The sequence below is a fragment of the Pseudomonas sp. D5(2026) genome (assembly GCF_057766845.1).
The window spans coordinates 4406956-4428771 of the sequence record NZ_CM173421.1 but is presented as its reverse complement, the minus strand read 5'-3'; the positions used below and the strand labels follow the sequence as shown (position 1 = coordinate 4428771).

Sequence of the window (21816 nt, the reverse complement as noted above, 5' to 3'; positions counted from 1 at the left end):
CAGGGTCATTTGCCTCCGCCCGCGACGCTGTCGCCGCCACGGGTCAGGTAATAGGCGCCAAGAATCGGCAGCATGGTCACCAGCATCACCAGCATGGCGACAACGTTGGTCACGGGTACGTCGCGCGGGCGACTGAGCTGGTTGAGCAGCCAGATCGGCAGGGTGCGCTCGTGCCCGGCGGTGAACGTGGTGACGATGATTTCATCGAACGACAAGGCAAAGGCCAGCATGCCGCCCGCCAGCAGCGCCGAGCCGAGGTTGGGCAGGACGATGTAGCGGAAAGTCTGCCAACCGTCGGCGCCAAGGTCCATCGAGGCTTCGATCAGGCTTTGCGAGGTACGCCGCAGGCGGGCGATCACGTTGTTGTAGACGATCACCACGCAGAACGTGGCGTGGCCGACTACGATGGTGAACACCCCGGGCTCTATCCCCAGCGTCTTGAATGCCGAGAGCAGGGCGAGGCCGGTGATGATGCCGGGCAGGGCGATGGGCAGGATCAGCACCAGCGAAATGCTTTCCTTGCCAAAAAAACTGCGCCGGTACAGCGCCGCCGAGGCCAGCGTACCGAGCACCAGTGCGATCAATGTGGCCAGGCAAGCCACCTGCAGCGAAAGCTTGATTGCCTCAAGCACATCGGGCCGGGCGAAGGCCACGTCGATCCACTTCAGGGTAAAGCCTTTGGGCGGAAAGCTGAACGCCGCGTCTTCGGTATTGAAGGCGTACAGGAAGATGATCAGGATCGGGAAGTGCAGGAACAGCAAGCCGCCCCACGCCGCCAGGCGCAGCCCTGCAGACGCTTTTTCAGAGTGCATCGAAGGCCCCCAGGCGCTTGACGATGGCCAGGTACACCGCGATCAGCACGATGGGCACCAAGGTGAATGCGGCGGCCATCGGCATGTTGCCGATCGCCCCTTGCTGGGCATAGACCATGCTGCCGATGAAGTAGCCGGGCGGGCCGACCAGTTGTGGCACGATGAAGTCACCCAGGGTGAGCGAGAAGGTGAAGATCGAGCCGGCGGCGATACCGGGGATCGACAGCGGCAGGATCACCTGCACGAAGGTTTGCCCTGGCCGGGCGCCCAGGTCTGCCGAAGCCTGCAGCAGCGACGGTGGCAAGCGCTCCAGCGAGGCCTGGATCGGCAGGATCATGAACGGCAGCCAGATATACACGAACACCAGGAAGCGCCCCAGGTGCGAAGTCGACAGCGTGCTGCCGCCCACGCCCGGCACGGCCAGCACTGCTTGCAGCAGGCCATCCAGATGCAGCTGCTGGACGAACCATTGGGTCACGCCGCCCTTGGCCAATAGTAGGGTCCAGGCATAGGTCTTGACGATATAGCTGGCCCACATGGGCATCATCACCGCGATGTAGAAAAAAGCCTTGGTCTTGCCGCTGGTGTAGCGCGCCATGTAGTAGGCGATGGGGAAGGCCAGTACCGCGCTGGCCAGCGACACCGCCACCGCCATGCTCAGGGTGCGCAGGATGATGTCGAAGTTCGATGGGTTGAACAGCGCGGCGAAGTTGCCCAGGGTCAGGTCCGGAGTCACCGCCATGGTGAAGTCGTCGAAGGTATAGAAGCCCTGCCACAGCAGGTTCAGCAGCGAGCCCAGGTAAATCGCGCCGAACCAGGTCAGCGGCGGGATCAACAGCAGTGCCAGGTACAGGTTGGGGCGCCGGTACAGCAGGTTGGACAAGCTGCGCAGTGTGCTCATCTCAGCGGTCCTCGGTTTCCTGCAGCACTGTCATGGCCTCGCGGGGCCAGTGCGCCTGCAGCCGTTGCCCGGGCTGCCAGGCCTGTATCTGCTTCTGCCAGCGGTCATTGGCCTGGCTGACTGCCAGCAGTTGGCCGTTGTCCAGCTGCAGTTCGTAGCGGGTGGCGCTGCCTTGGTACTGGACATCACGCAGCACGCCGCTGACCTGTACCTCATGGCTGGTCACTACCGGGTCGCCCAGGCGAATGTGCTCGGGGCGGATGGAGAAGGGCGCAAGGCTGCCGTTGAGCTGCATGGCCAGCTCGCCCCGCACCACGTTGGACGTGCCGACGAATTCAGCGACGAAGGTTGTGCTGGGCTTCATGTACAGGTTGCGCGGGGTGTCGACCTGTTCGATTCGGCCGCGGTTGAACACCGCGACCCGGTCGGACATCGACAGCGCTTCGGTCTGGTCGTGGGTGACGAAGATGAAGGTGATGCCCAGTTGGCGTTGCAGCTTTTTCAGCTCGCCTTGCATCTGTTCGCGCAATTTCAGGTCCAGTGCGCCCAGTGGCTCATCCAGCAGCAGCACCCGCGGCCGGTTGACCAACGCCCGGGCCAGGGCCACGCGCTGACGCTGGCCGCCAGACAGCTGTGCCGGTTTGCGCGCGCCATAGCCGGTCAGGGCTACCATGGCCAGGGCTTCCTCGGCGCGGCTGTGGCGTTCGGCCTTGCCCACGCCTTTTACCTTCAGGCCATAGGCGATGTTGTCCAGCACGTTCATGTGCGGGAAAAGCGCATAGTCCTGGAACACAGTGTTGACGTCACGTTGGTAGGGCGGCATGCCAGCAGCTTCGATCCCCTGGATGCGGATCGACCCACTGGAGGGTTGCTCGAAGCCTGCGATCAGGCGCAGGCAGGTGGTCTTGCCTGAGCCGGAAGGGCCGAGCATGGAAAAGAACTCGCCATCAATGATGTCGATGCTGACCTGGTCGACGGCCTTGACCTCGCCGAAGGTGCGGGAAACCTGGGTGAACTGGACGGCTAGGGGCATGCGTGGACTCCAGGAATGAATATTTCTCCTGTACCGGCCTCTTCGCGGGCAAGCCCGCTCCTACAGGTGGAGCGTCACCCTTGCATCAGGTGAAGAACCTGTGGGAACGGGCTTGCCCGCGAAGAGGCCGGCACAGGCATTCAGACAACCTCAGCGACCACCCATGATCGCAATGTAGTCCTGGGTCCAGCGGCTGTAAGGCACGAACTTGCCCCCTTGGGCCTGCGGTGTTTTCCAGAAGGCAATCTTGTCGAAGTTGTCGAAGCCGTTGGTCTTGCAGCCCTCGGCCCCCAGCAGCTCGCTGGCGGTGCACGCCGCCGGCACAGCCGGCAACGAGCCGAACCAGGCTGCCACATCGCCTTGCACCTTAGGTTGCAACGACCAGTCCATCCATTTGTAGGCGCAATTGGGGTGCTTGGCCTCGGCGTGCAGCATGGTGGTGTCGGCCCAGCCGGTCGCGCCCTCCTTGGGAATGGTCGAGGCCACTGGCTGGTTCTCGGCCTTGAGGCCATTGACCATGTAGCCCCAGGAGCTGGAGGCAACCACGCCTTCGTTTTTCACATCGCTCATCTGGACCGTGGCGTCATGCCAATAGCGGTGGATCAGCGGTTGTTGCTGGCGCAGCAGTTCCAGCACGGCCTTGTATTGTGCCTCGTTCAGTTCGTACGGATCCTTGATGCCCAGTTCGGGCCTGGACGACTTCAGGTACAGCGCTGCATCGGCGATGTAGATCGGCCCGTCATAGGCTTGCACGCGGCCCTTGTTCGGCTTGCCATCGGGCAGGTTCTGCGGCTCGAACACCACGCTCCAGCTGGTCGGTGCCTGCTTGAAGGTGTTGGTGTTGTACAGCAGCACGTTTGGCCCCCACTGGTACGGCGTGCCGTACACCTGCTTGTCGACCACATACCAGCCACCGTTCTGCAAGCGCGGGTCGATGGTCTTCCAATTGGAGATCAGGGCGGTGTTGATCGGTTGTACACGCTTGCCTGCTATCAGCCGCAACGATGCATCGCCCGAGGCGGTGACCAGGTCATAGCCGCCCTTGGTCATCAGGCTGACCATCTCGTCCGAGGTGGCGGCCGTTTTTACACTGACCTTGCAGCCGGTTTCCTTTTCGAAGTTGGTCACCCAGTCGTAGGCCTTGTCGCTTTCACCGCGTTCGATGTAGCCGGGCCAGGCGACGATGTCCAGGCGCCCCTCGCCGGCTCCCAGGGCCTTGGGCGGTTCGGCGGCCTGCAGGCTGGCGCTGGCCAGCATGGCGCAGGTGGTGGCGCCGAGCAATGCGGTCTTGTGCACTGACATGGTGTTCCCTCTTCTTGGCGATCTTTTTCGGGCAGTCATGAGGCAAGCAGTGAAGCAATCGTTATAAGCGTAGTGCGTGGGTGCGAAGCATTGGCGATATCGAGTCTAGTTGGCTTTTTGCCAGCTAATGCAACATCCGGAAGCAAATCCCTGCATGGCGTGTGCTTCGCCAAGCCTTACTCTGGCGTTTGAATCTTCTTACGTGGAGACACGCGAATGAATACCCGGGGCTTGCTTGATCAACTCCTCAAATCCGGCCAGCAAATGCTCGAGAAGCAGGGGGGCGCGACCAAACCTGGCAGCGCGTCAGGCGGGCTTGGCGGGTTATTGTCCGGAGCAGGGGGCGGCCTTTTGGGGGGCGGCGCTCTGGGCCTGTTGCTGGGTAGCAAGAAGGCCCGCAAGTACGGTGGCAAAGCCCTGGCTTACGGTGGCCTCGCCGCGCTGGGGGTGCTGGCCTATAAAGCTTATGGCAACTGGCAGGCAAACCAGCGTGTGGCCGCAGCCGAGCCTCAAACGATAGACCGCCTGCCGCCGGCCCAGGCCGAGCAGCACAGCCAGGCGGTACTGCGCGCCCTGGTGGCTGCGGCCAAGTCCGATGGGCATATCGACGAGCGCGAGCGGGCGCTGATCGAGGGCGAGTTTACGCGCCTGGACAGCGACCGCGAATTGCAACACTGGCTGCATGCCGAGCTGAACAAGCCGCTGGACCCGGCCGAAGTGGCCCGCGCTGCGCAAACGCCGGAGATGGCTGCCGAGATGTACCTGGCCAGCGTGATGATGGTTGATGAGGAAAACTTCATGGAGCGTGCCTACCTGGACGAGTTGGCACGCCAGTTGCGGCTGGACCCGGGCTTGCGCCAGGAGCTGGAAAACCAGGTACGGCAAGCGGTGGCTCCGTAATACACCTGTCGGGGAATACTCAGCGCCTGTTAGATGGAGCGCCGCCCGCGCGGCGCATCGCGAGCTGCGCTCGCTCCTACGTTTGTTTCGGGCCAGTAACGCCTGTGCCAATGCGCGCGACCGCCTTGTTCGTCCAACGTGATATCGCGCCATGCAGCAAAATGCTCGCGCGCAAATCCCTCAGAAATAACTGGCCCGAAACAAACGTAGGAGCGAGCGCAGCTCGCGATGCGCCGCGCGGGCGGCGCTCGATCTCACAGGCGCTGAATATGTTGCGTCATGCACATGGTGGCTTTTACCTCATACCCCGCACTTCACCCGCAAAAGCATAAGGCGCCTAGGCTATACTTCGGCGATTTTTCCCGCTCGTTGTGAATTCCTGAGGGCTGAATGTGAAGAACTGGACCTTGCGCCAACGGATCCTGGCAAGTTTCGCCGTGATCATCGCCATCATGCTGCTGATGATCGTGGCCGCCTACTCGCGGTTGGTGACTATCGAAACCGCCGAAGAGGCGGTGGGGACCGATAGCATTCCCGGCGTCTACTACAGCTCGATGATCCGCAGCGCCTGGGTCGACAGCTACGTCACCAGCCAGCAGTTGGTGGGCCTGTCGAACCATCGTGAAATTACTTCGGCCGACCTGGAACTGTTCAGAAACTTCGATAACCGGCTGAAGCAATTCATGGCCAGTTACCAGACCACCATTCAGGACAAGGACGACCAGGCCCGATTTGACAGCTTCGTGCAACTGGAAGAAAACTACCTCAAGATCGTCAACCAGGTGCTGGATGCGTACGGTCAGCACAACTACGACGAAGCCCAACGGCTGATCAACGAGGTCCTCACCCCGGCCTGGATGGACGGGCGCGAGCACCTGAATGATGTGATCGAGAATAATCGGGCCTCTGCCGGTGCCGCCACCAACGAGATCGTCAATGCCGTCAACACGGCCAAGGGCAGCATGTTGGTTTCGCTGTTGCTGGCAATCGTCGCTGCCGGCATCTGCGGCCTGCTGCTGATGCGCGCTATCACGGCGCCCATGCAGCGTATTGTGCATGCCCTCGACAAACTGCGCTCCGGTGACCTGAGCATGCGCCTGAGCCTGGATCGCAAGGACGAATTCGGTGCCATCGAAAGCGGCTTCAACGAAATGGCCGAGGCATTGGCCAACCTTGTGGCCCAGGCCCAACGCTCGTCGGTGCAGGTGACCACTTCGGTCACCGAAATTGCCGCCACGTCCAAGCAGCAGCAGGCCACCGCCACTGAAACAGCCGCCACCACCACCGAAATCGGCGCTACCTCGCGGGAGATCGCCGCCACTTCGCGGGACCTGGTGCGCACCATGACCGAAGTGACTACGGCTGCTGATCAGGCATCCAGCCTGGCAGGCTCCGGGCAGCAGGGCCTGGCACGCATGGAAGAGACCATGCACCAGGTGATGGGCGCTGCCGACCTGGTCAATGCCAAGCTCGGTATCCTCAACGAGAAAGCCAGCAACATCACCCAGATGGTGGTAACCATCGTCAAGGTTGCCGACCAGACCAATCTGCTGTCGCTCAACGCCGCCATCGAAGCGGAAAAGGCCGGCGAATATGGCCGCGGCTTTGCCGTGGTCGCTACCGAAGTGCGCCGCCTGGCCGACCAGACCGCCGTGGCCACCTATGACATCGAGCAGATGGTGCGCGAGATCCAGTCGGCAGTGTCGGCCGGTGTCATGGGGATGGACAAGTTCTCCGAAGAAGTGCGCCGCGGCATGTTCGAGGTGCAGCAGGTGGGCGAACAACTCAGCCAGATCATTCACCAGGTGCAGGCCTTGGCGCCGCGCGTATTGATGGTCAACGAAGGCATGCAGGCCCAGGCCACCGGTGCCGAGCAGATCAACCAGGCGCTGGCCCAGCTCAGCGATGCCAGCACCCAGACTGTCGAGTCGTTGCGCCAGGCCAGCTATGCCATCGATGAGCTGAGCCAGGTGGCCGCGGGCCTGCGTGGCGGCGTGTCGCGTTTCAAAGTCTGACCGCGATGAACGACTTGCAACTGCGCAGCGCGGGGGCGGAGAACACCAAAGGGGTGTTGTACCTACAGTTTCGCATCAGAGAGCAGCGGTTTGCCCTGAGCGTGCACGAGGTGGTCGAAGTGCTGCCCCGTCAGCCGCTCAAGCCGATCGCCCAGGCACCTGCCTGGGTGGCGGGTATCCTCGCCCATCGTGGCCAGTTGGTACCGGTGATCGACCTTGCCGCCCTGAGCTTCGGCCAGCCGGCGGTGCAACGCACCAGCACCCGCTTGGTGCTGGTGCGCTACCGAGGCAGCCTGCAGCTGGGCCTGATCCTGGAGCAGGCCACCGAAACCCTGCGTTGCCAACCCGACGAGTTCCAGCCCTATGGGGTGGACACAGGCGAAGCGCCTTATCTGGGCCCAGTGCGCCAGGATGCCCAGGGCCTGCTGCAGCGCATCGAAGTCAATGACCTGCTGCCCGACACCGTGCACGCATTGCTGTACACGCAATACCCGACAGGGATGCCCACATGAACGAACAGCGTTTCTTCCGCTTCTTGCGCGAGCGTATTGGCCTGGACGTGGAGTCGGTGGGCGCGCCCATGGTCGAACGCGCGCTGCGTCAACGTTGCGTGGCTGCGGGCGCGATGGACCTGGACGATTACTGGCTGCGCCTGCAGCAGTCGGCAGATGAGCAACAGGCGCTGATCGAAGCGGTGATCGTCCCGGAAACCTGGTTTTTCCGGTACCCCGAATCCTTCAAAGCGCTGGCCAGCCTGGCCCATAAACGGCTGGCTCAACTGGCTGGCGCGCGTCCGTTGCGCTTGCTCAGCCTGCCGTGTTCTACCGGCGAAGAGCCCTATTCGCTGGCCATGGCCTTGTTTGACGCCGGCATGGCGCCAGGGGCATTCCTTGTTGATGGAATGGACATCAGCCCCAGTTCGGTTGCCAAGGCTGGGCAGGCGGTTTATGGGCGCAATGCGTTCCGTGGTAGCGAACTGTGCTTTCGCGATCGTTACTTCGATGCTCTGGGCGAAGGCCACCGCCTGCATGAACGGGTACGCCTGCAAGTCAGCCTGCGGGTGGGCAATGTGCTTGACCCGGCGCTGGCCAGCCGCGACGGCCTGTATGACTTCGTGTTCTGTCGCAATCTGTTGATCTATTTCGACGTAGCGACCCAACAGCGTGTGTTCGAAGTGCTCAAGCGCTTGCTGCATCCGCAGGGTGTGCTGTTCATCGGCCCGGCGGAAGGCAGCTTGTTGGCACGCATGGGTATGCGTCCGCTGGGGATCGCCCAGTCGTTTGCCTATGTGCGTCACGAAGGCGACAGCGCCCCCTTGGCTGCGACACCTGCCCAACCCGCCAAGCGTACGTTCACGACTTTACCCGCACCGGTTTATCCGCAGCCCAGCGTGGCGTTGCCTCGTTCGCTGCGCCCGCTGCGTGTGCTGCCGGTGGCGGCCAAGCCAGCGCCAGCCCGCGAGCACAAGCACGAGGGGGCCAGTGAGTTGCTGGCCGGCATTGCCCGGCTGGCCAATGCCGGCGCCAGCGAGCAGGCCCGTAGCGAATGCCAGCGCTACCTGAGCCAGTACCCGCCGTCGGCACAGGTTTACTACTGGCTGGGATTGCTCAGTGATACTGAAGGCGATGCGCAGCAGGCGTTGAGCCATTATCGCAAGGCCCTGTACCTGGAACCACAGCACCCCGAGGCGCTGGTGCACCTGGCCGCCTTGCTGGCGGCCCAGGGTGACCTGGCCGGCGCCCGGCGCCTTCAGGAGCGCGCGGCGCGGGCTGGCCGGGAGTCTGAACGATGAACAGTGATTCCGCGATGCAGTTGCTCGCCGAGGATGATGCACACATCGACGACTGCTGGAACCGCATTGGCGTGCGCGGCGACAAGCAGTGCCCACTGCTGGAGCGGCATGTTCATTGCCGCAATTGCGAGGTGTATGCCGCTGCTGCCACGCGTTTGCTCGACCGCTATGCGCTGACGCAGGACCACCAGGCTGCAGCGGTGCAGCCGGACGAGGAAAACACCGGCCATTCCATGCTGCTGTTCCGTCTGGGCGAAGAATGGCTGGCGCTGGCTACCGCTTGCCTGGTCGAGATCGCCCCGTTGCAGGCGGTGCATTCATTGCCGCACCAGCGCTCGCGGCTGCTGCATGGGGTTGCCAATGTGCGCGGCGCGTTGGTGCCGTGCCTGTCACTGGCTGACTTGCTCGGGGTGCAGGCCGGCGCCACCGAGCCACGTAGCGCCCGGGCGATGCCACGTATGCTTATTCTGGCCGCCGAGGGGGGGCCGGTGGTGATGGCCGTCGAGGAAATCGACGGTATTCATCGGCTCGACCCGCAGCTGCTGGGCAGTGGCCGGGACGCCACACGCTTCACCGCCGCAGTCTTGCAGTGGCGCGGCCGCAGCGTGCGGGTTCTGGACGATCAACACTTAATGTCTGCCGTGCAGCGGAGCCTGTCATGACCCCAGAGCAAATGCGCGACGCATCGTTGCTCGAACTGTTCAGCCTGGAAGCCGAGGCACAGACCCAAGTGCTCAGCGCTGGCCTGATGGCACTGGAGCGCAACCCCACCCAGGCCGACCAGCTAGAAGCGTGCATGCGCGCTGCGCACTCGCTCAAGGGGGCAGCGCGCATCGTCGGGGTGGATGCTGGTGTCAGTGTCGCCCACGTCATGGAGGATTGCCTGGTAGCGGCTCAGGAAGGCCGACTGCGTCTGACCGCCGAGCATATTGACGCGCTGTTGCAAGGTACCGACCTGCTGATACGTATTGCCACACCCGGCGATGCCGGGGCGCAGGCGACCTTGCCGGTGTTTCTTGCGCAAATGGCCAGCCTGCTCGACTCGGGCACTTCTGCCGTGCCTGTCGTGCCGCTGGCTGCATCCGCGTCGCCGGAGCCGCCGCTGGCAACCCTGCCGCCTGCACCCGAGGTAGTGCGAGCCGAACCGCCAGAACCCGAACCAGCCCTGCGGCGCAAGGCTGGCAAGCGCGCTGGCGAAGGTGCCGAGCGGGTACTGCGTGTCACCGCCGACCGCCTCAATAGCCTGCTTGACCTGTCCAGCAAGTCGCTGGTGGAAACCCAGCGGCTCAAACCGTACCTGGCTACCTTGCAGCGTCTCAAACGCATGCACGGCCAAGGCATGCAGGCACTTGACGGCTTGCGCATGCAACTGGAAGACAGTGGTCAGAGCAGCGAGGTGCTTGAGGCCTTGGCACAGACCCAGCGCCTGCTGGCAGAGACCCAGCAGATTTTGCAGCAACAGGCGGCCGACCTGGATGAGTTCGGCTGGCAGGCCAGCCAGCGTGCGCAGTTGTTGTATGACACCGCCCTGGCTTGCCGGATGCGGCCGTTTGCCGACGTGCTGACCGGGCAAAGCCGCATGGTTCGCGACCTGGGCCGTTCGCTGGGCAAACCGGTGCGGCTGGTGGTGGAAGGGGAGAAGACCCAGGTCGACCGCGATGTGCTGGAAAAGCTCGAAGCACCGCTGACCCACCTGTTGCGCAATGCCGTCGATCACGGCATCGAATTGCCCGAGCGGCGCCTGCTGGCGGGCAAGCCGGACGAGGGGGTGATCCGACTGCGGGCTTCGCACCAGGCGGGCATGCTCAGCCTGGAGCTGATCGACGATGGCGCCGGTATCGACCTGGAGCGCCTGCGCAGCAGCATCGTCGAGCGCGCCCTGTCGCCTGCTGATACGGTGGCGCAGATGAGTGAGGCGGAGCTGCTGACGTTCCTGTTCCTGCCCGGTTTCAGCCTGCGCGACAAGGTTACCGAAGTGTCCGGGCGCGGTGTGGGGCTGGATGCGGTGCAGCACTTGATCCGCGAGCTGCGCGGCTCGATCGAGTTGACCCAGGTGGCAGGGCAGGGCTGTCGCTTCCATCTGCAGGTGCCGCTGACCCTGTCGGTCGTTCGCAGCCTGGTGGTCGAGGTGGGCGGTGAGGCTTACGCCTTCCCGCTGGCGCATATCGAACGCACGCTGGAAGTGACCGCCGACCAGATCGTGCAGATCGAGGGGCGCCAGCACTTCTGGCACGAAGGCCGGCATATCGGCCTGGTGGCGGCCAGCCAGCTGCTCAATCGCCCGGCCGGGCAAAGTGACGAAGCCAGCCTGCGGGTGGTGGTGATTCGTGAGCGCGAGCATCTGTACGGCGTGGCCGTGGAGCGGTTGGTGGGGGAGCGGGTGCTGGTCGTGATGCCACTCGACCCACGCTTGGGGAAGGTGCAGGACATTTCCTCCGGCGCCTTGCTCGATGATGGCTCGGTAGTCCTGATTGTCGATGTCGAAGACTTGCTGCGCTCGGTGGAAAAACTGCTCAGCACTGGCAGCCTGGAGCGCATCGAACGCGGCAGCAGCGGAGCCCGCGGTGTGGTCCGCAAACGTATCCTGGTGGTCGACGACTCGCTGACCGTGCGCGAACTGCAGCGCAAGCTGCTGGGCAACCGTGGCTACGAAGTGGCGGTCGCGGTGGATGGCATGGACGGCTGGAACGCCCTGCGCGGCGAGGACTTCGACCTGCTGATCACCGACATCGACATGCCGCGCATGGACGGCATCGAGCTGGTTACCCTGGTGCGTCGCGACCAGCGCCTGCAGTCGTTGCCGGTGATGGTGGTGTCCTATAAAGACCGTGAGGAAGACCGGCGGCGAGGACTGGATGCTGGCGCCGACTACTATTTGGCAAAGGCCAGTTTCCACGACGATGCGTTGCTGGATGCTGTGGTGGAGCTGATCGGAGGTGCTCAGGGATGAAGATCGCCATCGTCAATGACATGCCCCTGGCCGTCGAAGCGTTGCGCCGGGCGGTTGCCCTGGAGCCCGCACATCAGGTCGTGTGGGTGGCCAGCAACGGTGCCGAGGCGGTGCAGCGCTGCACCGAGCAGTTACCGGACCTGATCCTCATGGACCTGATCATGCCGGTGATGGACGGTGTCGAGGCGACCCGGCGGATCATGGCCGAAACCCCATGCGCCATTGTCATCGTTACGGTCGACCGTAAACAGAACGTGCACCGGGTGTTCGAGGCCATGGGCCATGGTGCCCTCGATGTGGTCGATACCCCAGCGCTGGGTGCTGGCGATGCCCGCGAAGCGGCGGCGCCCTTGCTGCGCAAGATCCTCAATATCGGCTGGCTGGTCGGCCAGCAGCGTGCACCTGCCGCAAGGTCGGTGGCCGCACCGCCGCGCGAGGCTTCCCAGCGTCGCGGGTTGGTGGCAATCGGGTCTTCGGCGGGTGGCCCTGCAGCACTCGAAGTGTTGCTCAAGGGCTTGCCGGCAGCGTTTCCGGCGGCCATCGTGCTGGTCCAGCATGTGGACCAGGTGTTTGCCGCAGGCATGGCCGAATGGCTCAGCAGCGCAGCAGGCATGCCGGTGCGCCTGGCCCGTGAAGGCGAACCACCGCAGCCAGGGCAGGTACTCCTGGCCGGCACCAACCACCACATTCGCCTGCTACAGAGCGGCCAACTGGCCTACACTGCCGAACCTGTGAATGAAATCTACCGGCCCTCGATCGATGTGTTCTTCGAGAGCGTGGCACGTTACTGGAATGGCGATGCGGTGGGCGTGCTGCTCACCGGCATGGGCCGCGACGGTGCCCAGGGGCTGAAGCTGATGCGTCAGCAGGGCTTTCTGACCATTGCCCAGGACCAGGCCAGCAGCGCGGTGTACGGCATGCCCAAGGCTGCTGCGGCTATTGATGCCGCCGTGGAAATTCGCCCGCTGGAACGCATAGCCGGGCGCTTGACTGAATTTTTCGCAAAATGACGAAATGTATTGAATCACGCCGCCAGGCCGGTAGTGATCGGGTGAACAATGATGAATGATTTACCGATCGAAGGTTTCGCGACCACCAATGAGAACTCGGCGATGGTGCTGCTGGTCGACGATCAGGCCATGATCGGCGAAGCGGTGCGGCGTGGCTTGGCCAATGAAGACAACATCGACTTCCACTTCTGTGCCGACCCGCACCAGGCGGTGGCCCAGGCCATGCGCATCAAGCCCACGGTCATTCTTCAGGACCTGATCATGCCTGGCCTGGACGGCTTGACTCTGGTGCGCGAGTACCGCAACAACCCGGTGACCCAGGACATCCCGATCATCGTCCTGTCGACCAAGGAAGACCCGTTGGTGAAGAGTGCGGCATTTGCCGCCGGGGCCAACGATTACCTGGTCAAGCTGCCTGACACCATCGAACTGGTGGCACGCATCCGCTACCACTCGCGTTCCTACCTGACCCTGCTGCAGCGCGACGAGGCCTACCGTGCCCTGCGCGTCAGCCAGCAGCAGTTGCTGGATTCCAACCTGATGCTGCAGCGGCTGATGAACTCCGATGGCCTGACCGGGCTGTCCAACCGTCGCCATTTCGACGAGTACCTGGAGCTGGAATGGCGCCGGGCGATGCGTGAACAGCAGCAGCTGTCGTTGCTGATGATCGACGTGGACTACTTCAAAGTCTACAACGACAGCTTTGGCCACCTGGCCGGTGACGAGGCCTTGCGCCAGGTGGCCGAAGCCATCCGTAGCTCGTGCTCGCGGCCGACCGACCTGCCGGCGCGCTATGGCGGCGAAGAGTTCGCCCTGGTGCTGCCCAACACCTCGCCAGGCGGGGCACGGCTGGTGGCCGAAAAGCTGCGCCAGACCGTGCTGGGCCTGGGCATCCCGCATACTGCGCCGACGGCTGATGCATTTTTGACCGTAAGCATCGGCCTAGCCACCCAGACGCCTGCTATTGGCAGCCATTGCCGGCAGCTGATTTCGGCGGCGGACAAGGGGCTGTATCTGGCCAAGAACAGCGGCCGGAACCAAGTGGGCGTTGCTTGAGGGGCGAATACCGCCAGCGCGCACTGTTCAGAATGTTGACGAAGATGGCTGGCGGTATCGATACCCCTGTTTTTATAACGCTCACTCCACGATTTCTATGTACCTTGTAGGGCCGTGAAAGATAACCATGTCGCCATTCTTGTAGACAAGCTGGTAGGCGACCTTGCACGGATAAATGGACTTGACCTTGAGCGTATTGTCATCGCCGTAGTAATCATAGGTGACCAATTTCTGATCGACGCTATGTTCTATGCGGTTGATTGAGCTCGCGAAGATGAACTCCGTCCTGACTTGCTCCAGGCTTTCCTGGGACCCACCCTCGACGCCAGGGAAGAGAATATTCATCTCGAATCTGTATTTTGTAGGGGAGCCGCTTGGGTTGGTTATGGCTTTAAGGCTGAGCGAGCCGTTTTTTTCTTTCGGTATGGTCAGGGTGCCGAACTCGCCTTTAAGTCTCCATTCGGTATTTGTGGCTGATTTAGGGTAAATTTCGATGATTTTGGTGGTATTCATTTTGGCCTCGCCTGGGTGGGATTGCAGGTCGGTATTACGAGGTAAGAGTTGAATAGCTGCCGTTGATGCGTGCAACTGGCAGAAATGCCAGTTCCGACGGGGAGCGCGAATGCAAAACCTCTGAAATTCCTCGCTCCAATTATTCCAAGTCAGCACATTTCTGGCGCTCGTCTGCGATTGTGATATTCGCCGTGATCGGCATGCTCCAAACCTGTGGAGTTTCCCTGCCGGGCGGGCCTGCCGCCGCGCCTCCGACTGCGTTATACTCGCGGGCTTTTCACCGAATTCGCGCGAGTAGGCAGCCCATGGAAATCCAACCGATCCTGAACACCATCAAGGACCTCACCGAACGTTCCCTGTCAATTCGGGGGTATCTTTGACTACGATCACAAGCATGACCGCCTGATCGAAGTCAACCGCGAGCTGGAAGACCCCAACGTCTGGAACAAGCCTGAGTACGCCCAGGCACTGGGCCGCGAGCGTGCCATGCTGGCCCAGGTCGTCGAGACCCTGGACAAGCTGTCCAACGGCCTGGGTGACTGCCAGGACCTGCTCGACATGGCCGTCGAAGAAAATGACGAAGGCGCCGTCGGCGACGTCGTGACCGAGCTGGAAAGCCTGGAAGAAAACCTGGCCCAGCTTGAGTTCCGTCGCATGTTCAGCGGCGAGATGGACATGAACAACGCCTACCTGGATATCCAGGCCGGCTCCGGTGGTACCGAAGCACAGGATTGGGCCAACATCCTGCTGCGCATGTACCTGCGCTGGGCCGACAAGCGTGGTTTCGACGCCACCATCATCGAGCTTTCCGAAGGTGAAGTGGCCGGCATCAAGGGTGCCACCGTGCACATCAAGGGCGAGTACGCCTTTGGCTGGCTGCGCACCGAAATCGGCGTGCACCGCCTGGTGCGCAAGAGCCCGTTCGACTCCGGCGCCCGTCGCCACACATCGTTCTCGGCGGTGTTCGTATCGCCCGAGATCGACGACAAGGTCGAAATCGAGATCAACCCGTCCGACCTGCGCATCGACACCTACCGCTCCTCCGGTGCCGGTGGTCAGCACGTGAACACCACCGACTCGGCGGTCCGTATCACCCACGTGCCGACCAACACTGTGGTGGCTTGCCAGAACGAACGTTCCCAGCACGCCAACAAGGACACCGCCATGAAAATGCTGCGGGCCAAGTTGTACGAACTGGAAATGCAGAAGCGCAACGCTGCTTCGCAGGCGCTGGAAGACAGCAAGTCGGACATCGGCTGGGGCCACCAGATTCGCTCCTACGTGCTGGATGACTCGCGCATCAAGGATCTGCGTACCGGCGTCGAGCGTAGCGACTGCCAGAAAGTCCTCGACGGCGACCTCGACCAGTATCTGGAAGCGAGCCTCAAGCAGGGCCTGTGATTAGCACCCCCATGCCGCGCTACCTGGCCAGCCGCCGGTAGCGCGTGCCCTGCCCGGAACGGGCAACGAATACCTGATGGAAAGAATGACGACATGAGCGACCTGAAGACCGAATCGCAAGACCTGCAACAGGAAGAAAACGCCCTGATCGCCCTGCGCAAGGAAAAACTTGCCGCCGAGCGTGCCAAGGGCAATGCCTTCCCCAACGACTTCCGTCGCGACAGCTACTGCAACGACCTGCAGAAGCAGTACGCGGACAAGACCAAGGAAGAGCTGGAAGCAGCCGCGATCCCGGTCAAGGTAGCCGGCCGCATCATGCTCAACCGTGGCTCGTTCATGGTTATCCAGGACATGACTGGCCGTATTCAGGTCTACGTCAACCGCAAGACCCTGCCGGAAGAAACCCTGGCCGCGGTCAAGACCTGGGACCTGGGCGACATCATCAGCGCCGAAGGCACCCTGGCCCGTTCCGGCAAGGGCGACCTGTACGTCGAAATGACCAACGTGCGCCTGCTGACCAAGTCGCTGCGCCCGCTGCCCGACAAGCACCACGGCCTGACCGACACCGAGCAGCGCTACCGCCAGCGCTACGTCGACCTGATGGTCAACGAAGAAACCCGCCACACCTTCCGTGTGCGTTCGCAGGTGATTTCGCACATCCGCAAGTTCCTCATCGAGCGTGACTTCCTCGAAGTCGAGACGCCGATGCTGCAGACCATTCCAGGCGGCGCTGCTGCCAAACCGTTCGAAACCCACCACAATGCCCTGGACATGGCCATGTTCCTGCGTATCGCGCCGGAGCTGTACCTCAAGCGCCTGGTCGTGGGTGGCTTCGAAAAAGTGTTCGAGATCAACCGTAACTTCCGCAACGAAGGCGTTTCGACTCGTCACAACCCTGAGTTCACCATGCTCGAGTTCTACCAGGCCTACGCCGACTACCGCGACAACATGGACCTCACCGAGGAACTGTTCCGCGAGCTGGCGCAACTGGTACTGGGCTCTACCGACGTACCGTACGGCGACAAGGTCTTCCACTTCGGCGAGCCGTTCGTACGCCTGTCGGTGTTCGACTCGATCCTCAAGTACAACCCGGAGCTGACCGCTGCCGACCTGCAGGACGTCGACCGCGCCCGTGAGATTGCCAAGAAGGCCGGCGCCAAGGTGCTGGGCCATGAAGGCCTGGGCAAGCTGCAGGTGATGATTTTCGAAGAGCTGGTCGAGCACAAGCTGGAACAGCCGCACTTCATTACCGAGTACCCGTTCGAAGTGTCGCCGCTGGCCCGTCGCAACGACGAGAACCCGGCCGTTACCGATCGTTTCGAGCTGTTCATCGGTGGCCGCGAAATCGCCAACGCCTACTCCGAGCTCAACGATGCCGAAGATCAGGCCGAGCGTTTCCTGGCCCAGGTGGCCGAGAAGGACGCGGGTGACGATGAAGCCATGCACTATGACGCCGACTTCGTTCGTGCGCTGGAGTACGGCATGCCGCCGACCGCCGGTGAAGGCATCGGCATCGACCGCCTGGTGATGCTGCTGACCAACTCGCCGTCGATCCGCGACGTCATCCTGTTCCCGCACATGCGTCCGCAGGCCTGAGTAGGCTGAACGAGCCGCCTTTCGAGGCGGCTTTTTCTTGCCTGAAGCTTTATGTTGTCGGTACTGGGCTCTTCGCGGGCACGCCCGCTCCCACAGGACTTGCGCATACTCCTGAATGTTGCGGGGGCCCTGTGGGAGCGGGCGTGCCCGCGAAGAGGCCGGCACCGATGAAAAACTGCCCATGAGGTATCCCCCGTGACACCCGCCATGCCTGACCAAGGCGCCGCCGGCATCGCCACCGCCGTCGCCGAAAGCGTGCAATACCAAGGCCGCAAGACTGCCCGCCAAGGCAGCGAACAGCGTCGCCAGTTGATTCTCGATGCCGCCATGCGCATTGTCGTGCGCGATGGCGTGCGCGGTGTGCGCCACCGGGCAGTGGCCGCCGAGGCCGGCGTGCCATTGTCGGCCACCACCTACTACTTCAAGGACATCGAGGACCTGCTCACCGATACCTTTGCCCAGTACGTCGAGCGCAGTGCGGCCTACATGGCCAAGCTGTGGGCCAACACCGAGGTGGTGTTGCGCCAGTTGCTGGCACAGGGCGATGGCAGCCCGCAGGCCCGGGCGCGGCTGGCTGACGAGGTGGCGCGTATGACCGCCGACTACGTTCAGCGGCAATTGCTGAACCGCCGTGACTTCCTGATGGCCGAGCAGGCCTTCCGCCAGGAAGCATTGCTGTGCCCGCGACTGGCCGAGCTGGTGTGCGCTCATGAGCAGATCCTGCTGCACGGCACCCGGCAATTGCTGCAGGTCGTGGGCTCGCGGCAGCCGGAGCAGGATGCACAGATGTTGACGGCGATTATCGAGCAGTTGGAATATCAAGGCCTGCTCAAGCAAGCGAATGCGCAAGCCGATGGGCAGATGCTCGCTATGCTTACCCGATACCTGCAGCTGGTGCTGGCATCGGCCTGAGGCGAGAACGACCTTTTCAAGGAGAACCTGATGAAAGCCTGGCGTGTGGTGTTGTTGACTTTGTCATTCCTGCTGCTGGGCGGTTGTCTGGTGACCTTCCATGAGCCCTTGCCCAGCAACCAGGCAGCGCCCAAGGCCCTGCTCGGCAAGTGGAGCAGCAAGGACGCCTGGGGGGAGCCGCTGAAACTGGTGATCAGCCGTAGCGGTGGCGACGCCTACAAGGCGGTGGCCACGGCCAAGGGCAAGGCCCCTGAAGAGTACGTGTTCACCGTGTCACGCCACGGCAACCGCTGGTACTTGTCGGCTGGCGTGCCCAAGCGGCTGGGTGGCAATTTCCTGATTGGCGGCTTCGACATCGTCGATGGCAAGGAACTGGTGGTCTACAACCTGGACGTCGAGCAGGTGCAGCAGGCGGTGGACAAAAAGGAACTGACCGGGCGCAGCACCGAAGTGCCGGACGACAACGGCGACGGCGTGCTGATCGACAGCCCGGCAGCGCGGGTGCTGGCCTACCTGGACGACCCGGCCAACTCCGACCTGTTCGTCGAAGTGGCGCGGTTCCAGCGCTCGGGCAAATGACCGTGTTGGCGTCTTCGCGGGCTTGCCCGCTCCCACAGGTATTTCACAGGTATCTGATCCTGTGGTGTCCCTGTGGGAGCGGGCAAGCCCGCGAAGACGCCGGTACAGGTTTCGTGTACTAGAAAGGAGTCCCCGGTGGACGAATACCAGCAAACCATCCGCGCCCTGTCCGACCGCATCGTTGCGGCACAGACGCCTATTCGGGTCCTGGACGCGGTGAAGTGGGACGACAACATCCGCCAGGGCTTTCTCAAGGCCAAGGGCAAGGAGCCGCCGGCGGTAGATCGTGCCTACTACCAATCGCGCCCGCTGTCGTTCGACTCCAGCGCTGTCAAGGCCGAGTTCCAGGGCATCGAGCGCGACATCATTCGCCAGCTCGGCCAGTTCAACCCGGTCGGGCAGATCATGAAGCGCATGTGCCGTGAATACCGCATGGTGGTGCGCATGCTTGAAGCGCGCGGTACCGAAGACTTCGGCCTGATCTCCCAAGAGCTGTATGGCGCCGCCTCGGATGCCTTCCACGCCGGTGACCCGACCCTGGCCGACCTTGGGCTGATGCTGTCGGACTACCTGAACAACATCGATGGCCGTGGTGACCTCAAGGATGAGCCAAAGAACCTCACCGCCAAGGAAGCCGTGGAGATCCTACAGCATCGGCTGAACAAAGTGTTCGGCGAGGCCGAGGGAACCATTCGTGTGTTCGAGTCAGACGGCATCGTCGCTGACGCCGCAGCCGGTGCCGACTACATCAAGGTGCGTGCCGATGCCATGTTCAACACCCGCGATGTGCGCGCCCTGGAGGTGCACGAAGGGTTGGTGCATGTCGGGACCACGCTCAATGGCCTGAACCAGCCGATCTGCACCTTCCTGGCCAAGGGCCCGCCCTCGTCGACGGTAACCCAGGAGGGCCTGGCCATCCTCATGGAGGTGATCGCCTTTGCCTCCTACCCCAGCCGCCTGCGCAAGCTCACCAACCGCACCCGAGCCATCCACATGGTCGAGGAGGGCGCAGACTTCATGCAGGTCTACGGTTTTTTCCGCGAGCAGGGCTTCGAGATGGCGCAGAGCTACAGCAACGCCAGCCGGGTGTTCCGCGGGTCGGTGCCCAACGGCTTGCCATTCACCAAGGACTTGTCCTACCTCAAGGGCTTCATCATGGTTTACAACTACATTCAGTTGGCCGTGAAGAAGGGCAAACTGGAACAGATCCCGTTGCTGTTCTGTGGCAAGACCACCTTGGAAGACATGCGCACCCTGCGCCAACTCGTCGAGGAAGGGCTGGTCGAGCCGCCCAAGTACCTGCCCGAACAGTTCCGCGACCTTAACGCGCTGTCGGCCTGGATGTGCTTCTCCAACTTCCTCAACCACCTGAGCCTGGACCGTATTGAAGCCGACTACGCGAACATTCTCTGAGAACTGCCGCCTGCTGGTCCTGGGCCTGGTCCTGCTGAGCCTTGGCGGCTGCAGCAGCCTGCTGTTCTACCCCGAGCGTGGTCAGGCCTTCACCCCTGAGCGGGCCAAGCTGGAATACCGCGACGTCACGCTGACCACTGCTGATGGCATCCGCCTTCACGGTTGGTGGCTGCCGGCCAAGGCCGGGGTCGAAGTCAAGGGCACGGTGCTGCACCTGCACGGTAACGGCGGTAACCTGCCTGGGCACCTGGGGGGTAGCTACTGGCTGCCGGAGCAGGGCTACCAGGTGCTGATGATCGATTACCGCGGCTATGGCTTGTCTCAGGGCCAGCCGAGCCTGCCGGAAGTGTACGAGGACATTGCCGCAGCCATGGCCTGGCTGGAGCAGGCGCCCGAGGTCCGGGGCAAGCCGTTGGTACTGCTGGGGCAGAGCCTGGGCGGTGCCATGGCCATTCATTACCTGGCGGCCCACCCCGAGCAGCGCCAGCGTTTCAGCGCCCTGGTGTTCGATGGTGTGCCGGCCAGTTACCGCGCGGTGGGGCGCTTTGCGCTCAGCACTTCCTGGATGACCTGGCCATTGCAGGTTCCGCTGTCGTGGCTGGTGCCGGACGGCGACAGCGCGATCCGCTCGATCGAGCGATTGAGCAGCCCGCCCAAGTTGTTTTTCCACAGCATCGACGACAACCTGGTGCCGATGGACAACGCCATCCGCCTATATCAGCACGCGCCACCACCGCGGGTGCTGCAACTGACCCGAGGGGGTCACGTGCAGACCTTCGCCGACCCTACCTGGCGCCAGGTGATGCTGCGGTTCCTCGATGACCCCAGCCATTTCAACGGCCTGCGGCGGCTTGCCGAAGTGCCCAATTTCCCTGACGAGAAGAACAAGCAATGAGTGAAGAACGCAACGCCATCCCGCTGATCCTGACCGGCGTCGGCAGCATCATCGTGACGGTGGGGGCTTTGTGGTATTACGGTTATCTGCATTTCGCCAAGCCCGAAGATGCCCTGCTGCTGCAGGATTTCACCATGCTCAAGACCATCCCCGGCGAGGACTACAAGGTATCGCTGGACCCGGCACCGCAAGTGGCCCAGTGCGTCGATGGGGTGCTGGTGCTGTTCGACACCCAGCAGAAAGGCCTGACCGGCGTGCTGGTGGACAACCGCAAGCGTGCGGTGCGCTGCATGGGCGAGGAAACACCGCAACAGGTGCGGTGAGTGTTCGGCGCAGCATTTTGGGCGCCCGCGAGATCGAGCGCCGCCCGCGCGGCGCATCGCGAGCAAGCTCGCTCCTACATCTGTTTCGGGCCAGTTACGCCTGTGACAGACGCGCGCGACCGCCTTGTTTGTACGACGCGATATCGCGCCATGCGCCAAGGCGTTCGCGCGCCAACCCCACAGGCATAATTGGCCCGAAACAAACAGAAAGGCCTGACCGACGTGCTGGTGGACAACCGCAAGCGTGCGGTGCGCTGCATGGGCGAGGAAACACCGCAGCAGGTGCAGTGAGTGTTCGGCGCAGCATTTTTGGCGCCCGCGAGATCGAGCGCCGCCCACGCGGCGCATCGCGAGCAAGCTCGCTCCTACATCTGTTTCGGGCCAGTTACGCCTGTGACAGACGCGCGCGACCG

General features: G+C 62.8%; 19 protein-coding genes and 1 pseudogene. 15 read left to right on the top strand and 5 right to left on the bottom strand.

What is annotated here, in order from left to right; all coding sequences use genetic code 11:
* Window positions 1–5: 5 nt before the first annotated feature.
* The 4 genes from AC3B5Q_RS20500 to ydcS all read right to left on the bottom strand — a co-directional run bounded on the left by AC3B5Q_RS20500 (window position 6) and on the right by ydcS (window position 4048).
* Window positions 6–812, bottom strand: a complete 807-nt coding sequence (locus tag AC3B5Q_RS20500; protein WP_021784212.1) for an ABC transporter permease — start codon at window positions 810–812, stop codon at window positions 6–8.
* Window positions 802–1713 carry an ABC transporter permease gene (locus tag AC3B5Q_RS20495; protein ID WP_021784211.1) on the bottom strand — a complete coding sequence of 304 codons (912 nt, stop codon included), beginning with the start codon at window positions 1711–1713 and terminating at the stop codon, window positions 802–804. The genes AC3B5Q_RS20500 and AC3B5Q_RS20495 overlap by 11 nt, the downstream gene beginning before the upstream one ends.
* Before the next feature lies 1 nt (window position 1714).
* Window positions 1715–2746, bottom strand: a complete 1032-nt coding sequence (locus AC3B5Q_RS20490; RefSeq protein ID WP_021784210.1) for an ABC transporter ATP-binding protein — start codon at window positions 2744–2746, stop codon at window positions 1715–1717.
* 150 nt (window positions 2747–2896) lie between these two features.
* Complete coding sequence (ydcS, locus tag AC3B5Q_RS20485) at window positions 2897–4048, bottom strand: putative ABC transporter substrate-binding protein YdcS (protein ID WP_021784209.1); 1152 nt, start codon at window positions 4046–4048, stop codon at window positions 2897–2899.
* Window positions 4049–4264: 216 nt separating this feature from the next.
* Here ydcS and AC3B5Q_RS20480 point away from each other — a divergent pair, with 216 nt between their 5' ends.
* The 8 genes and pseudogenes from AC3B5Q_RS20480 to AC3B5Q_RS20445 form a co-directional block, all read left to right on the top strand.
* Entirely contained in the window at window positions 4265–4948 is a 684-nt protein-coding gene (locus AC3B5Q_RS20480) for a tellurite resistance TerB family protein (protein ID WP_021784208.1), read from the top strand.
* 392 nt (window positions 4949–5340) lie between these two features.
* On the top strand, window positions 5341–6963 hold the full coding sequence (locus AC3B5Q_RS20475; RefSeq protein WP_021785882.1) for a methyl-accepting chemotaxis protein: 1623 nt from the start codon (window positions 5341–5343) through the stop codon (window positions 6961–6963).
* Between the two features lie 5 nt (window positions 6964–6968).
* Window positions 6969–7475, top strand: a complete 507-nt coding sequence (locus tag AC3B5Q_RS20470; RefSeq protein ID WP_135192775.1) for a chemotaxis protein CheW — start codon at window positions 6969–6971, stop codon at window positions 7473–7475.
* Window positions 7472–8755, top strand: coding sequence for a CheR family methyltransferase (locus AC3B5Q_RS20465; protein ID WP_488392724.1), 1284 nt, complete (start codon window positions 7472–7474; stop codon window positions 8753–8755). Before AC3B5Q_RS20470 ends, AC3B5Q_RS20465 begins: the two co-directional genes overlap by 4 nt.
* The gene (locus tag AC3B5Q_RS20460) at window positions 8752–9417 is read left to right on the top strand and encodes a chemotaxis protein CheW (RefSeq protein WP_021785885.1); all 666 of its coding nucleotides are present in this window, start codon (window positions 8752–8754) and stop codon (window positions 9415–9417) included. Before AC3B5Q_RS20465 ends, AC3B5Q_RS20460 begins: the two co-directional genes overlap by 4 nt.
* Entirely contained in the window at window positions 9414–11705 is a 2292-nt protein-coding gene (locus tag AC3B5Q_RS20455) for a hybrid sensor histidine kinase/response regulator (RefSeq protein ID WP_021785886.1), read from the top strand. Before AC3B5Q_RS20460 ends, AC3B5Q_RS20455 begins: the two co-directional genes overlap by 4 nt.
* Window positions 11702–12715: a Wsp signal transduction system protein-glutamate methylesterase WspF gene (wspF, locus tag AC3B5Q_RS20450; protein WP_103469420.1), complete on the top strand. Its 1014-nt coding sequence runs from the start codon at window positions 11702–11704 to the stop codon at window positions 12713–12715. Before AC3B5Q_RS20455 ends, wspF begins: the two co-directional genes overlap by 4 nt.
* A gap of 48 nt (window positions 12716–12763) precedes the next feature.
* Window positions 12764–13790 (top strand): annotated as a pseudogene (locus tag AC3B5Q_RS20445) (diguanylate cyclase); the annotation flags it as partial.
* A 62-nt stretch (window positions 13791–13852) separates the two neighbouring features.
* Here AC3B5Q_RS20445 and AC3B5Q_RS20440 read toward each other — a convergent pair.
* Window positions 13853–14284, bottom strand: a complete 432-nt coding sequence (locus AC3B5Q_RS20440) for a hypothetical protein (RefSeq protein WP_021785889.1) — start codon at window positions 14282–14284, stop codon at window positions 13853–13855.
* A 305-nt stretch (window positions 14285–14589) separates the two neighbouring features.
* Here AC3B5Q_RS20440 and prfB point away from each other — a divergent pair.
* The 7 genes from prfB (at window position 14590) to AC3B5Q_RS20405 (ending at window position 21403) form a co-directional block, all read left to right on the top strand.
* Window positions 14590–15685 (top strand): peptide chain release factor 2 gene (gene prfB, locus AC3B5Q_RS20435; RefSeq protein WP_101196216.1). Its coding sequence is split into 2 segments (ribosomal slippage): window positions 14590–14661 and window positions 14663–15685, totalling 1095 coding nucleotides; the frame shifts between segments, so codons are not numbered across the junction.
* A gap of 93 nt (window positions 15686–15778) precedes the next feature.
* Entirely contained in the window at window positions 15779–17281 is a 1503-nt protein-coding gene (gene lysS, locus AC3B5Q_RS20430; RefSeq protein WP_021785890.1) for a lysine--tRNA ligase, read from the top strand.
* 207 nt (window positions 17282–17488) lie between these two features.
* Complete coding sequence (locus tag AC3B5Q_RS20425) at window positions 17489–18193, top strand: TetR/AcrR family transcriptional regulator (protein ID WP_003252210.1); 705 nt, start codon at window positions 17489–17491, stop codon at window positions 18191–18193.
* Window positions 18194–18223: 30 nt separating this feature from the next.
* Complete coding sequence (locus AC3B5Q_RS20420; RefSeq protein WP_021785891.1) at window positions 18224–18772, top strand: hypothetical protein; 549 nt, start codon at window positions 18224–18226, stop codon at window positions 18770–18772.
* A 135-nt stretch (window positions 18773–18907) separates the two neighbouring features.
* Window positions 18908–20185, top strand: a complete 1278-nt coding sequence (locus AC3B5Q_RS20415) for a flavohemoglobin expression-modulating QEGLA motif protein (protein WP_028698370.1) — start codon at window positions 18908–18910, stop codon at window positions 20183–20185.
* Window positions 20157–21080 carry an alpha/beta hydrolase gene (locus AC3B5Q_RS20410; protein ID WP_274119276.1) on the top strand — a complete coding sequence of 308 codons (924 nt, stop codon included), beginning with the start codon at window positions 20157–20159 and terminating at the stop codon, window positions 21078–21080. Before AC3B5Q_RS20415 ends, AC3B5Q_RS20410 begins: the two co-directional genes overlap by 29 nt.
* The gene (locus AC3B5Q_RS20405; protein ID WP_021785893.1) at window positions 21077–21403 is read left to right on the top strand and encodes a PA3694 family proteiin; all 327 of its coding nucleotides are present in this window, start codon (window positions 21077–21079) and stop codon (window positions 21401–21403) included. The genes AC3B5Q_RS20410 and AC3B5Q_RS20405 overlap by 4 nt, the downstream gene beginning before the upstream one ends.
* The last annotated feature ends 413 nt before the right edge of the window (window positions 21404–21816 follow it).

What these genes read in the sequence shown, in the direction of transcription:
- AC3B5Q_RS20500 (WP_021784212.1), bottom strand. Translation starts at nt 812, where the DNA reads ATGCACTCTGAAAAAGCGTCTGCAGGGCTGCGCCTGGCGGCGTGGGGC.
- AC3B5Q_RS20495 (WP_021784211.1), bottom strand. Translation starts at nt 1,713, where the DNA reads ATGAGCACACTGCGCAGCTTGTCCAACCTGCTGTACCGGCGCCCCAAC.
- AC3B5Q_RS20490 (WP_021784210.1), bottom strand. Translation starts at nt 2,746, where the DNA reads ATGCCCCTAGCCGTCCAGTTCACCCAGGTTTCCCGCACCTTCGGCGAG.
- ydcS (WP_021784209.1), bottom strand. Translation starts at nt 4,048, where the DNA reads ATGTCAGTGCACAAGACCGCATTGCTCGGCGCCACCACCTGCGCCATG.
- AC3B5Q_RS20480 (WP_021784208.1), top strand. Translation starts at nt 4,265, where the DNA reads ATGAATACCCGGGGCTTGCTTGATCAACTCCTCAAATCCGGCCAGCAA.
- AC3B5Q_RS20470 (WP_135192775.1), top strand. Translation starts at nt 6,969, where the DNA reads ATGAACGACTTGCAACTGCGCAGCGCGGGGGCGGAGAACACCAAAGGG.
- AC3B5Q_RS20465 (WP_488392724.1), top strand. Translation starts at nt 7,472, where the DNA reads ATGAACGAACAGCGTTTCTTCCGCTTCTTGCGCGAGCGTATTGGCCTG.
- AC3B5Q_RS20460 (WP_021785885.1), top strand. Translation starts at nt 8,752, where the DNA reads ATGAACAGTGATTCCGCGATGCAGTTGCTCGCCGAGGATGATGCACAC.
- AC3B5Q_RS20455 (WP_021785886.1), top strand. Translation starts at nt 9,414, where the DNA reads ATGACCCCAGAGCAAATGCGCGACGCATCGTTGCTCGAACTGTTCAGC.
- wspF (WP_103469420.1), top strand. Translation starts at nt 11,702, where the DNA reads ATGAAGATCGCCATCGTCAATGACATGCCCCTGGCCGTCGAAGCGTTG.
- AC3B5Q_RS20440 (WP_021785889.1), bottom strand. Translation starts at nt 14,284, where the DNA reads ATGAATACCACCAAAATCATCGAAATTTACCCTAAATCAGCCACAAAT.
- lysS (WP_021785890.1), top strand. Translation starts at nt 15,779, where the DNA reads ATGAGCGACCTGAAGACCGAATCGCAAGACCTGCAACAGGAAGAAAAC.
- AC3B5Q_RS20425 (WP_003252210.1), top strand. Translation starts at nt 17,489, where the DNA reads ATGCCTGACCAAGGCGCCGCCGGCATCGCCACCGCCGTCGCCGAAAGC.
- AC3B5Q_RS20420 (WP_021785891.1), top strand. Translation starts at nt 18,224, where the DNA reads ATGAAAGCCTGGCGTGTGGTGTTGTTGACTTTGTCATTCCTGCTGCTG.
- AC3B5Q_RS20405 (WP_021785893.1), top strand. Translation starts at nt 21,077, where the DNA reads ATGAGTGAAGAACGCAACGCCATCCCGCTGATCCTGACCGGCGTCGGC.